The organism is Bacteroides mucinivorans (genome assembly GCF_034654355.2).
GTDB classification, from domain to species: domain Bacteria; phylum Bacteroidota; class Bacteroidia; order Bacteroidales; family Bacteroidaceae; genus Bacteroides; species Bacteroides nordii.
The window spans coordinates 778,376-792,054 of sequence record NZ_CP178179.1; the positions used below are offsets into that span (position 1 = coordinate 778,376).

Consider the following 13,679-nt stretch of genomic DNA (forward strand, 5'->3'; position numbering starts at 1 on the left):
TTATTTATGAACAAGATGAGAAAATTAGCAGGCAAGAAGCTGCTTCTGGGTATAGCAGTTTTTCTTGCCGGGGGCTTTGTACGGGCACAGGAGGTAAAAGATACTTTGACCCTGACTTTGGATAAAGCGCTGGAAATTGCTCTGAGTGAGAATCCCACTATTAAAGTGGCAGATGAAGAAATCGCCTTAAAGGAGGTAGCCAAAAAGGAAACCTGGCAGAATTTATTACCTCAGGTTAGTATCTCAGGGGCGCTGGATCATACGATTAAGGCGGCTCAGATGAATCTTGGAGGGCAATCTTTTAAAATGGGACAGGACAATTCAAATACGGCGAATGCAGGTTTAGCAGTCAGCTTGCCTTTGTTTGCTCCTTCCGTTTATAAAGCTATGTCGATGACTAAGACCGATATTGAACTGGCTGTTGAGAAGTCAAGGGCTTCTAAACAAGATCTGGTTAATCAGGTGACAAAGGCGTATTATCAGCTGATGCTGACGCAAGATACCTATGAGGTAATGCAGAAAAGTTATAAACTGGCAGAAGATAACTTTAATGTGGCTAATGCTAAATATCAGCAAGGAACTGTAAGCGAATTTGATAAAATTAGTGCTGAGGTGCAGATGCGCAGTGTAAAACCTAGTGTTGTGTCAGCTTCCAATGCGGTGACATTGGCAAAGTTACAATTGAAGGTATTGATGGGTATTACAGTTGATGTAGACCTAAAGGCTGATGATAACCTGGCTAATTACGAAACGGCTCTGTTTGCCGGAGAGTTGAATGCCGGAAATGAGAATCTGATAAACAATACGACCATGAAGCAATTTGATTTGAATCATAAATTACTTCTTAAGAACATTAAGGCGCAACGGACGAATTTCCTTCCGACACTTTCTATGTCTCTTTCGTATCAGTACCAGTCTCTTTATAATCCGAATTTGAATTTCTTTGATTATACCTGGAGCAATAGTTCTTCATTAATGTTTAATCTGAGTATTCCCTTGTACAAGGCCAGTAATTTTACAAAGATGAAAACGGCCCGCATACAGGTGAAACAATTGGAATGGAATCGTCTGGATACGGAACGTAAGTTGAATATGCAGATAGAAAGTTATCGTAGCAATATGGCGGCCAGCTCGGAGCAGGTTGTAAGTAACAAAGAAAATGTATTGCAAGCCGAGAAAGCAGTATTGATTGCTGGTAAACGTTATGAAGTAGGTAAGGGTACTGTACTCGAACTGAATAGCTCGCAGGTGTCGCTGACACAAGCGGAGCTTACTTACAATCAATCAATCTACGATTATTTGGTATCTAAGGCTGATCTTGATCAGGTATTGGGTAGAGACGAAGTAATAAAATAAACCAGGAAAAATAAAAATATAGAAAACCACATGAAAAAGAGTTTCCAATTAGTAGCCCTGTTTGCTATTATGCTGCTAGGCTCATGTACTGGCGGAAAAGAACAAAAAGCTGTTGAAAAAGTAGAAGATAAGCCAAGAGTAAAATTGGCGGATGTAACAGCAAGGCCTGTCGATCAGATACAGGAATATACGGCAACGGTAGAAGCGGAAGTTAAGAATAATATAGCTCCGTCATCTCCTGTGAGAATAGATAAGATATTTGTAGAAGTGGGTGACCGCGTTTCAAAAGGACAAAAACTGGTGCTTATGGATGAAGCCAGTTTGAAACAGATGAAGTTACAACTGGAAAACAAACGTCTTGAATTTAATCGTGCCGACGAACTTTATAAAGTAGGTGGTACTTCCAAATCGGAATGGGATGCCTTGAAGATGGCACTCGAAGTACAGGAAACTGCTTATAAGAATTTAATGGAAAATACGACGTTGGTTAGTCCGATCAACGGAATCATAACTGCACGTAATTATGATAACGGAGATATGTATAGCGGTGGAGAACCTGTGTTGGTTGTAGAACAGATTACTCCGGTAAAACTGATGATCAATGTTTCTGAAACTTATTTCTCTCAGGTAAAGAAAGGTTCTCCTGTTGCGGTAAAGCTGGATGTATATGGTGATGAAGAGTTTACCGGAAAGGTTAGTCTTGTTTATCCTACCATTGATGCAACTACGCGTACTTTCCCTGTTGAAATCAAACTGGAAAACAAAGACCAGCGGGTACGTCCGGGAATGTTTGCCCGTGCTACTCTGAACTTTGGTACTCAGGATAACGTAGTTGTTCCCGATCTGGCTATTGTGAAACAGGCTGGTGCCGGCGATCGTTACGTCTTTGTATACAAAGACGGAAAAGTGTCTTACAATAAAGTGGAGCTGGGACGTCGTATGGGCGCGGAATATGAGCTGAAGTCGGGTGTACCCAATAACTCACAAGTGGTTGTTGCAGGACAGGCACGCTTGATTGATGGTACAGAAGTAGACGTAGAGAAATAAAATTAACGATTAATGATTAGTGATAGGTGATTAGCGCTCAGTGTGCTTTCACTCGTCACTCGTCACTCAATAACTAATCACTAAATAACATGAGTTTATACGAAGGAGCGGTAAAAAAACCGATTATGACCTCTCTCTGCTTTCTTGCAGTGGTGATCTTTGGTCTTTTCTCTTTATCAAAACTACCAATCGACTTGTATCCGGATATTGATACAAATACGATTATGGTAATGACCGCCTATCCCGGAGCCAGTGCTTCGGATATAGAAAATAATGTGACCCGACCGTTGGAAAATACGTTGAATGCCGTAAGTAACCTGAAGCATATTACTTCCCGGTCATCAGAAAATATGTCCTTGATTACGTTGGAGTTTGAATTTGGTAACGACATCGATGTACTGACGAATGATGTCCGGGACAAACTTGACATGGTGAGTTCACAGCTCCCGGATGATGTGGAGAATCCTATCATCTTCAAGTTTAGTACGGATATGATTCCTATCGTACTATTGTCTGTACAGGCCAATGAGAGCCAGTCGGCACTTTATAAAATTCTGGATGACCGCGTAGTGAATCCTTTGGCCCGTATTCCAGGTGTAGGTACAGTATCTATCAGTGGTGCTCCGCAGCGTGAAATACAGGTATATTGTGATCCGAATAAGTTAGAGGCTTATCATCTGTCTATTGAGACAATCAGTTCTATTATTGGTGCAGAGAATAAGAATATTCCTGGTGGTACCTTTGATATTGGTAATGAAACTTATTCGTTGCGTGTAGAAGGGGAGTTTAACGATTCACGACAGTTGGAAGATATAGTAGTTGGTACTTACAATGGTGCAAGTGTCTATCTTCGTGATGTGGCCCGTGTAGTTGATACTGTGGAAGAACGTGCACAGGAAACATATAATAATGGTGTAAAGGGTGCTATGATTATTGTACAGAAGCAATCGGGTGCCAACTCTGTGGAAATCTCGAAGAAGGTAGAGGAAGCATTACCCCGTTTGCAAAAGAATCTGCCCAGTGACGTGAAACTGGGGGTTATTGTTGATACATCCGAAAATATCCTGAATACAATTGATAGTTTGGCCGAAACAGTACTTTATGCTTTGCTGTTTGTTGTAATCGTAGTATTCCTTTTCCTGGGACGTTGGAGGGCAACATTGATTATCTGTATAACGATTCCGCTTTCGTTGATTGCTTCGTTTATTTATCTGGCCGTCACCGGGAATACGATTAATATCATTTCTCTGTCTTCTCTCTCCATTGCTATTGGTATGGTGGTAGATGATGCCATTGTGGTATTGGAGAATGTTACAACACATATTGAGCGTGGGTCTGATCCGAAACAGGCCGCTGTACATGGAACAAATGAGGTGGCTATCTCAGTTATTGCATCTACATTGACCATGATTGCTGTGTTCTTCCCGTTGACTATGGTGAGTGGTATGTCTGGTGTGATGTTCAAGCAGCTGGGATGGATGATGTGTGCTATTATGTTTATCTCTACTGTTGCTGCTTTGTCATTGACTCCGATGCTCTGTGCCCAGTTATTGAAACTTCAGAAGAAACAGTCAAAAGCATTCACGACTTTCTATAGACCTATTGAGAAATCATTGGATGGGTTGGATACGTGGTATGCACGTATGCTGAACTGGGCTGTTCGTCATCGCTCGATTGTTGTTATCGGCTGTGTCATATTCTTTATTGTCAGTTTATTCTGTGCCAAAGGTATTGGTACTGAATTTTTCCCGGCGCAGGATAATGCTCGTATTGCCGTACAGCTTGAATTGCCGATTGGTACCCGTAAAGAGCTGGCCCAGGAGGTATCGGAGAAGTTGACCAATCAGTGGATGACAAAGTACAAAGGAATAATGAAGGTATGTAACTATACTGTGGGACAAGCCGACTCTGATAATACATGGGCTTCTATGCAGGACAACGGTTCTCATATTATTTCTTTCAATATCAGTCTGGTAGACCCGGGAGATCGTAAAATTTCTCTGGAGCAGGTCTGTGACGAGATGCGTGAAGACCTGAAGAAGTATCCTGAATTTAGTAAAGCACAGGTGATTCTTGGAGGTAGTAATACCGGTATGTCTGCTCAGGCAAGTGCCGACTTTGAAATCTATGGCTATGATATGGCAACTACCGATAGTGTAGCAGCTCAGTTGAAGCGTCGGTTGCTGGATGTGAAAGGTGTATCTGAGGTAAACATCAGCCGTAGCGACTATCAGCCCGAATATCAGGTAGATTTTGACCGTGAGAAACTGGCTTTGCATGGCCTGAATCTGGCTACTGCCGGTACTTATCTGCGTAATCGTGTCAATGGGGCCATTGCTTCTAAATATCGTGAAGATGGTGATGAGTATGACATTAAAGTGCGTTATGCCCCTGAGCATCGTACCAGTCTTGAAAGTTTAGAAAACGTTCTGGTATATAATGCTAAAGGAGAGGCTGTTCGTATCAAAGATCTCGGTACGGTGGTCGAACGTTTTGCGCCTCCTACTATTGAACGTAAAGACCGCGAACGTATTGTGACGGTATCTGCTGTTATATCTGGTGCTCCGCTAGGGGATGTGGTAAGTGCTGGTAATGCTATTATTGATAAAATGGATGTACCGTCTGAAGTGACGATTCAGGTTGCCGGTTCGTTTGAAGACCAGCAAGATTCGTTCAGGGATCTGGGGACACTGGCTATCCTGATTGTAATCCTCGTATTTATCGTAATGGCTGCACAGTTTGAGTCACTTACTTATCCATTCATTATCATGTTCTCACTCCCGTTTGCATTTAGTGGGGTGTTGATGGCATTATACTTCACAAATAGTACATTGAGTGTAATGAGTTTATTGGGAGCTATCATGTTGATTGGTATTGTAGTGAAGAACGGTATTGTGCTTATTGACTATATCACTTTGTGTCGCGAACGCGGACAGTCGGTATTGCATTCTGTAGTGACTGCCGGTAAGAGCCGTCTCCGTCCGGTATTGATGACAACGGCTACCACCGTTCTTGGTATGATCCCGATGGCTATCGGTGGTGGTCAGGGGTCGGAAATGTGGAGTCCGATGGCAATTGCCGTTATTGGTGGTTTGACAATATCTACTATCCTTACGTTGATTTTGATTCCGACATTGTACTGCGTATTTGCCGGTACAGGTATCAAACGTAAGCGTAAAGCTATGAAGCGTCAACGCGCACTGGACATCTATTTTCAGGAGCACAAAGATGAGATCATAAAGAAATAACAAGTTACGGGTTATGCACTATAAGAAAAAATAGTAGTATGACCCATAATTCATAACTCATAATTAAAAATATGAAATCAGTATTAATAACATTCGACCAGGCCTATTATGAACGTATCATTGCTTTATTGGATCGTCTCAACTGTCGTGGCTTTACTTATCTGGAACGCGTTCAAGGACGTGGGTCAAAGACTGGTGATCCACATTTCGGAAGTCATGCGTGGCCCAGTATGTGTTCGGCCATTCTGTCTGTGGTTGAGGATGAGAAGGTAGATCCGCTGCTGGATACGTTACATAAAATGGATTTGCAGACTGAACAGCTTGGATTACGTGCATTTGTCTGGAATATTGAACGGAGTATCTGATACTAACGTAAATTAACATAAAGAAAGGAGAATCTCATAAATCATGTAGATTCTCCTTTCTTTTTATCCGTTTTATCTATCTTTGCAGCTCCTTATTAAAGTAAGAGAGTACATGAAGAATTATCTGAAATATTCGTTAGGACTGACCTTATTTATTCTGGCTGCTTTGATTGCCATGCATTGGTTACCGGTCATAACGATTGATGGACATACAATGAGACGGGTGGACTTGTTGAGTGATGTCCGTACACCTGAACCGGAAGAAGCAGAGATAGAAGCAGACAGTCTTCCTCCTGTACCTGAAGTGAAGCCTGCTTTTGTAGATACCTGTCGTACGGGGATGACCTGTATAGAAGATTATAGTGATTCTACTCTGCGTGGGATGACTCCTTTCTACCGTGCACTGGACGAGATTCCGGTGAAGAAGCGTCTGGTGCGTATCGCTGTCTTCGGTGATTCCTTTATAGAGGCCGATATATTCACTGCCGACCTGCGTGAAATGTTACAGAAACGTTTTGGAGGGTGTGGAGTGGGTTTTGTCACCATAACCTCTATGACCAGCGGATACCGTCCTACTGTACGTCATTCGTTCGGAGGATGGTCCAGTCATGCCGTAACGGATAGTGTTTATTTCGATCGAAAAAAGCAAGGCCTTTCCGGGCATTATTTTATTCCGAACAATAATGCTTATGTTGAGCTTCGTGGACAGAATAAGTATGCTTCTTTATTAGATACTTGTCAGCAGGCGTCTATCTTTTTTTATAATAAAGGTGCGGTTGATCTTTCTGTTCGCATAAATCGGGGAGAAACAGAAAACCGTCAATTTGAGCCTGATGGGCATTTGCAGGCAATGCAAGTGGAGGGGCTTATCGGCTCTGTGCGTTGGACAGTAAATCAGGCAGATTCTACGCTGTTTTATGGTATGGCGATGGATGGTACGCAAGGGATTATTGTTGATAACTTCTCTTTGCGTGGTAGTTCCGGACTTTCTCTGCGAACGATCCCTACCGGTATAATGAAAGAGTTCAATGATCAGCGTCCCTACGATCTTATCATTTTGCAGTACGGACTGAATGTTGCTACTCAACGTGGTTACAATTATGATAATTATCAGAAGGGATTACTTACTGCTATTGAACATTTGAAGGAGTGTTTTCCCCAGGCAGGTTTTCTGTTGCTTAGTGTAGGCGATCGTGACTATAAAACCGATACCGGAGAACTTCGTACGATGCCGGGAGTTAAGAATCTGATTCGCTATCAACAGAATATAGCCGCTGAGAGTGGCATCGCTTTCTGGAATATGTTTGAAGCGATGGGAGGAGAAGGTAGTATGGCAAAACTGGTACATGCAAAACCTTCCATGGCAAATTATGATTATACACATATTAATTTCCGGGGTGGAAAACATCTGGCAGGTTTGCTTTATGAAACATTACTCTACGGAAAAGAACAATATGACAGGAGACGTGCTTATGAGAATAAATAAGTTTCTGTTATTTATTGTAATCCTCTTCCTGTCAGCTTCGTTAAAGCTTTTTGCACAGGATGCTTTGCCTGTATGTCCGGTACGGGAGACACCGATGAAAAGTGCTAAACCGATGCGTGAGATGAAACTGCTTTACGACACCCTATCCGTACAGATTGATTTGCCGGCTGCTTTTAAGGGAATAGGAATAAATGAGATTGTTGATAGTCTGGGGATACTCTCTCCTGTGCTTGAGCATTTACGTCTTGTAAAAGGAGGAATACTGGAAGATACTGTACGTATTTTGCATATTGGCGATAGCCATGTTCGAGGACATATTTACCCCCAGACTACCGGACAACGATTGGCCGAGACTTTTGGGAATGTTTCCTATACTGATATGGGAGTAAACGGAGCAACCTGTCTCACTTTTACACATCCCGACCGTATCGCTGCCATTGCTGCGCTTAAACCAGAACTTCTTATACTCTCTTTCGGAACAAATGAGAGCCATAATAAACGTTATAATATTAATTTGCATTATCAGCAGATGGATGAACTTATTTCGCTGATTCGTGACAGTTTGCCGGATGTTCCGATCCTGTTAACGACTCCTCCCGGTTCTTATGAAAGTTTCCGACGGCGAGGCAGGCGCCGGACATATACTATCAATCCGCGCACAGTGACGGCTGCCAATACTATTCAGAAGTACGCTCGTGATCATCATCTGGTTGTTTGGGATATGTATAATGTAGTGGGAGGAAGCCTTCGTGCCTGTAAAAACTGGCAGGAAGCCAGGTTGATGCGCCCCGATCATGTACATTATTTGCCTGAAGGATATATTCTCCAGGGTAATTTATTATACGAAGCCATTATTAAAGCTTATAACGATTATGTTTCCCATTGATATAGATTTTAGCCGCCTCCGTGAGGTTTTCACATATAATCCGGAGGCTCCGATGATATTTAGTAGCGGAATATTTCTCTGGCTGTTTGCCGCCTTTATGGTGGTGTATGTACTTCTGCGTCATAAGTATACTGCGCGTATCTTGTTTGTTACCTTGTTTTCTTATTATTTTTATTATAAGAGTAGCGGTACCTATTTCTTTTTATTGGCTATTGTAACAGTTGGCGATTTTGTGTTTGCCCGTCTGATGGATCGCACTGACAATAAGTATGGGCGGAAAGCGTGGGTGATGCTAAGTCTTTCTCTCAATTTAGGATTACTTTGTTATTTTAAGTATACAAATTTTCTGGGTGGAGTTATTGCTTCATTGATGGGCGGACAATTTACAGCGCTTGATATATTCCTTCCTGTAGGTATCTCTTTCTTTACTTTTCAGTCGCTGAGTTATACAATCGATGTTTACCGAAGGGATATAAAGCCACTCACAAATTTACTGGATTATGCTTTTTATGTGTCCTTTTTTCCTCAACTGGTGGCAGGACCTATTGTACGGGCACGTGATTTTATACCTCAGATTCGTAAGCCGCTTTATGTTTCGCAGGAAATGTTTGGCCGGGGTATCTTTTTGATTGTAGCCGGTTTGTTTAAGAAAGCTGTTATCTCAGACTATATCAGTATCAATTTTGTAGAACGTATTTTTGATAACCCTACGCTTTATTCAGGTGTAGAAAACTTGATGGGACTTTATGGGTATGCACTGCAAATTTATTGCGATTTTTCCGGATATAGTGATATGGCTATTGGTATTGCTCTCTTATTGGGCTTCCATTTTAATCTGAATTTTAATTCTCCCTATAAATCGGCTTCTATTACAGAGTTTTGGCGACGTTGGCATATTTCTCTGTCAAGCTGGTTGCGTGATTATCTGTATATCTCGTTGGGAGGGAATCGGCACGGTAAATTCCGTCAGTATCTTAATCTTATCATTACTATGTTTCTGGGTGGATTATGGCATGGAGCATCTTGGAATTTTGTTTTATGGGGTATGTTTCATGGCATAGCGTTGGCGCTTCATAAAGCCTGGATGACTATCATAGGGCGTAAGAAGGGGGAAGAAAGTCACGGTATCCGTCGTTTCTTTGGTGTCATTATTACATTTAACTTTGTTTGTTTCTGTTGGATTTTCTTTCGTAATGCCGATATCCATAACTCAATGGATATGCTGGGCCAGATATTTACGACTTTCCGCCCACAACTGTTCCCGCAACTATTAGAGGGGTACTGGCGTGTTTTTGCTTTGATGATACTGGGCTTCCTGCTTCATTTTGCTCCTGATAGTTGGGAAAATGCGGTTTGTCGTGGGGTAATTCGTCTCCCGTTTTTAGGCAAAGCATTATTAATGGTGGCTATGATTTATCTGGTTATTCAGATGAAGAGTAGTGAGATCCAACCATTCATTTACTTCCAGTTTTGAGTGTTTTCCGCACGGGGAGGTACGTCAGGCGATGATTAATTGAAACGCAGATGAACACAGATTTTCGCAAAGGGAAATAAATAGATGATAAATATCTACAGTCTTTTAATCTGCATTTATCTGCGTTTCATTAAATAAATAGTACTTTGTGGAACTCTGTGCTACTTTGTGGTGAAATGGATTCAAGACCGTATTACGATCATCCGTATTTCATCAGATAGCAATACTAATCCACACTTATTTCATCCACAAATAAGTAAGGAGTTTTTCCTTCTCCGGCGTGTCCTTTCGGCAAGGCGGGGCTACACTTGATTGTTATCTTTACAAAAGTAGCCTTTACTGGTGAGAATTCCACATTGTAATCTTCTATTCCTTTTTTGCCTAAGTCTGTTTCAGAAGGGTAGGTTTCTGAAGCTACTTCTTGGAAGTCTTTCCCATTTTCTGATATGGAAACAGTCAGTCCGGTAGCTCCCATGATCCAGGCTCCCATGTCAACAATAGCTTCTGTTGAAACTTTACTTATTTCTGTTGGTACTCCTAAATTAATGGTTGCTTCAACATCTGTTCCCAAAAAGCCCAACCAGCGTCCACCGGCATAGCTGTTTCCTCCCTTTAATCCGTCTACTAAAGTCGTAGCACCTTTATAGGAGTATTTGGCCGAAGGTTGAGCTTTCAGTTCAATCGGGCAACAGGTGGCTTTGTTGAAATTAACCTGTTCGGATATAATCTTACTGTTACCGGTAGGACGAACAGCAACGGCCTTGAAATCTGCAGCCTGTGTAATGGTTATGGGAGCTTCATATTTCGTTCCGTTCGTAGGAGTCGGTTCTGTTCCATCCAATGTATAGTAAACAGGTGCATTATCCACTGTGCTAAGCTCTATCATTACTGCTTTTTTTTCTGGGTCGGATGTGATATTTGATTTAATATCAAACACATGTTTGCCGTAGTTGAGGCTGTCACGATCATAAAAAGCTAAAAGTCGGGGCAAGCGCTTGGTGAAGTCACTATAATCTTTCTTTTCGGGAAGTGTCCATTGAACCTCTGCCAAAGCAGCCATACGCGGGAGTACCATGTATTCTACCTGTTTTGTCGTAGGGATATATTCACACCAAAGATTGGCTTGAGCACCAATAATGTGCTTTTTCTCTTCTGCGTTTAAAGTTTCCGGAACAGGCTCCAAACTATATACGCGTTCCAATGTCACACAACCACCAATGGCATCTGGTTCATCTTTTGTGTCTGCCGTTTGGTAATAGTCAAAATATACATAGGTGTTTGGGGTCATAATCACATCATGTCCCAACTTGGCAGCTTCTATTCCACCAGCCATTCCGCGCCATGACATTACAGTCGCATTGGGTGCTACGTCTCCTTCCAGAATCTCGTCCCAACCAATTATTTGGCGCCCTTTGCTATTGAGGAATTTCTCTGCGCGTTGCATGCAGTAACTCTGCAAACGGTCTTCCGCCGTATGTTTAGCGTCAGCTTTCAAGCCCTCTGCTTTGATACGTGCCTGGCACTTCGGACATTTGGCCCAACGATTGCGTGGAGCTTCGTCACCTCCGATGTGGATATACTTATAAGGAAACAGGTCGGCTACTTCGCCCAATACATCTTCTATAAATTGCATTGTTTTATCGTTACCAATGCAAAGTACATCTTCAAATATTCCCCAGGTTTTTTCTACTTCATACGGACCTCCTGTACAACCCAGTTCCGGATAAGCAGCCAAAGCAGCAACCATATGTCCGGGCAGGTCTATTTCAGGGATGATGTTGATATAGCGCTCCTTTGCATAGTCTATAACTTCTTTAATTTGTTCTTGTGTGTAGAAACCTCCATAAGGTGTGCCGTCATATTCACCGGAGTTGTGTCCTATTACTGTTTCTGAGCGTTGTGAGCCTATTTCCGTTAACTTCGGATATTTTTTTATTTCGATTCTCCATCCCTGGTCGTCTGTCAGATGCCAGTGGAAAGTATTCATGTTATGTAATGCCAGCAAGTCGATGTATTTCTTTACGAATTCTATCGGGAAGAAGTGGCGGCTTACGTCGAGATGCATGCCCCGGTAGCTGAAGCGTGGATAATCTTTGATGGCTGCTGCCGGAAGTGCAATCTTGGTGCTGGCAGTAGTTGCCGGAATTGATTTCCGCAAAGTTTGTATGCCGTAGAACACTCCATTAGGCGTTTGTCCGTTAATGGTGACTTGTTCGGAAGATACTGTAAGCTCGTATCCTTCTTTTTCCGTTATACTCTTGTCCAACCCTAAGATAATAGCATTTTGCGGTGTACTTTCCGATGTGATTGTTGCAATGTCGAGTTCTTTTCCTGTCGCATCTTGGATATATCCGGATAAAAACTCTGCGTTTCGTTTCAGCAGCTCGTTTCCTTCCGGATAAAGAATTTTTGTGGTTTCCTGTAGTGTGAAAAGAGGTTCCTGACTGACAACGACCTCTTGGGGGAGAGGGATTACCTGATAATTGATTTCTTCCTTTTGCGTGTTGCATGAAGCGAAAGCCAATGTAGCGACCGCAAGAAGTGCTTGGTTAAGTTTTCTCATAATAAAATTGATTAGTATTAGTTTGGGCAAATATAGTAAAAATTATAGTTATGATTTGTTTAAATAGGATATTAAGTATAGGGATACTTTTTCAGTAAAAATCAAATAGATGTGCGAATCAGTAGTTGACTATTGAGTTCAAAGCTGATCGTAAATAGATTCATATCCGTATAGTAACGAAGATTATGACCCTATCTTTTCGATAGCGGAAGTGCCCATAGACGGCATTGTTACCCTTGCCCGGTATTGTACTTTGTCTTTCTCAGAAAGGAACGTTCCTTTCCCCGGTGAGCAGTATTGTTTTACATGTACATCTAAAACAATGTTACACACCGAGGCTTTATACGTTACTCTACAAGAGGGGGCTTTATCAATACCGGAGAAAGAGACTGATGACAATGACAAACACCATTAAGTTCAAAACAGAAAAGAGATGAGCAAAACTAAATCTTAATTTGATTTCAACTACTGATTCGCATTAGATATGTTAAAGTAAATCTGCAATTAGTGAGAAAAACAGAGAAGATATTGCACCTTGAATTACGTATTATATCTTTCTTAACACTTCTGTAATATATAGGAGAGTTACAAATATACCATAGAACGAAAAAGTTCAGCACAATTGTTCTTTCTTATATTAAAATGTTATGTTTGTATAGTCTTAAATATAATAGTAATGAATGAACCTGATTTGATAACTGGCATAAAGAATGGGGATGTACAGTGTTTTGAAGAACTTTTTATGAAATACTATTCACATTTCAACCAATTTATATTCGGATTGGTGAAGGACGAATGGATCTCTGAAGATATTACGCAAAACACATTTATCAAAGTGTGGGTTAACAGAGAGAAATTACAAAGCGACTTATCGATTCACTCTTATTTGTATGTAATTGCTAAATATGAGATATACAACCACTTTCGTTCTAAGCAGAATCAAATTGTAGATCGTTTCCTGGATGGTGTACACGATACCGTAGTCACTCCAAGTGCAGAAAACGAGTTGTTTTGGAACGAAATGCAGAAAGCAATTGTAGCTATCATTGAAACAATGCCGGAGAAACGACGTGCCATTTTCAATATGAGTCGGTTCGAGCATAAATCTGCAAAAGAAATAGCCGAAATAATGCATATTTCGGCACGTACGGTAGAAAAACATATTGAGCTTGCCCTTCGTGAATTACGTACGAAATTAACTCCTTTCTTATTTTGGATATTAGTCTATGGACATATTACATTGTAATTTGGATA

The 13,679-nt window shown here is 41.4% G+C and carries 9 protein-coding genes; 8 read left to right on the forward strand and 1 reads right to left on the reverse strand.

The genetic code is table 11. The annotated features are described in order from the left end of the window. The first annotated feature begins 6 nt into the window (after nucleotides 1–6). From VCM39_RS02715 to VCM39_RS02745, 7 genes are all read left to right on the forward strand, one after another. Complete coding sequence (locus VCM39_RS02715) at nucleotides 7–1,356, forward strand: TolC family protein (RefSeq protein ID WP_322933550.1); 1,350 nt, start codon at nucleotides 7–9, stop codon at nucleotides 1,354–1,356. A gap of 30 nt (nucleotides 1,357–1,386) precedes the next feature. Next, nucleotides 1,387–2,403, forward strand: a complete 1,017-nt coding sequence (locus VCM39_RS02720; protein ID WP_289290691.1) for an efflux RND transporter periplasmic adaptor subunit — start codon at nucleotides 1,387–1,389, stop codon at nucleotides 2,401–2,403. An 89-nt stretch (nucleotides 2,404–2,492) separates the two neighbouring features. Beyond that, on the forward strand, nucleotides 2,493–5,651 hold the full coding sequence (locus VCM39_RS02725) for an efflux RND transporter permease subunit (protein WP_289290689.1): 3,159 nt from the start codon (nucleotides 2,493–2,495) through the stop codon (nucleotides 5,649–5,651). A 71-nt stretch (nucleotides 5,652–5,722) separates the two neighbouring features. Continuing rightward, nucleotides 5,723–6,016, forward strand: a complete 294-nt coding sequence (locus VCM39_RS02730; RefSeq protein WP_289290687.1) for a PG0541 family transporter-associated protein — start codon at nucleotides 5,723–5,725, stop codon at nucleotides 6,014–6,016. A 112-nt stretch (nucleotides 6,017–6,128) separates the two neighbouring features. Continuing rightward, nucleotides 6,129–7,502: an SGNH/GDSL hydrolase family protein gene (locus VCM39_RS02735; RefSeq protein ID WP_289290686.1), complete on the forward strand. Its 1,374-nt coding sequence runs from the start codon at nucleotides 6,129–6,131 to the stop codon at nucleotides 7,500–7,502. Next, nucleotides 7,471–8,388: an SGNH/GDSL hydrolase family protein gene (locus tag VCM39_RS02740; protein ID WP_407934709.1), complete on the forward strand. Its 918-nt coding sequence runs from the start codon at nucleotides 7,471–7,473 to the stop codon at nucleotides 8,386–8,388. Before VCM39_RS02735 ends, VCM39_RS02740 begins: the two co-directional genes overlap by 32 nt. Then, nucleotides 8,375–9,862, forward strand: a complete 1,488-nt coding sequence (locus VCM39_RS02745; protein WP_289290682.1) for an MBOAT family O-acyltransferase — start codon at nucleotides 8,375–8,377, stop codon at nucleotides 9,860–9,862. The genes VCM39_RS02740 and VCM39_RS02745 overlap by 14 nt, the downstream gene beginning before the upstream one ends. A 226-nt stretch (nucleotides 9,863–10,088) precedes the next feature. Here the strand turns inward: VCM39_RS02745 and VCM39_RS02750 are convergent, their stop codons facing one another. Next, nucleotides 10,089–12,425: a glycoside hydrolase family 20 protein gene (locus VCM39_RS02750; RefSeq protein ID WP_322933551.1), complete on the reverse strand. Its 2,337-nt coding sequence runs from the start codon at nucleotides 12,423–12,425 to the stop codon at nucleotides 10,089–10,091. 676 nt (nucleotides 12,426–13,101) lie between these two features. On the opposite strand from VCM39_RS02750, the gene VCM39_RS02755 reads away from it, so the two are divergent. Then, on the forward strand, nucleotides 13,102–13,671 hold the full coding sequence (locus VCM39_RS02755; RefSeq protein ID WP_289290678.1) for an RNA polymerase sigma factor: 570 nt from the start codon (nucleotides 13,102–13,104) through the stop codon (nucleotides 13,669–13,671). The last annotated feature ends 8 nt before the right edge of the window (nucleotides 13,672–13,679 follow it).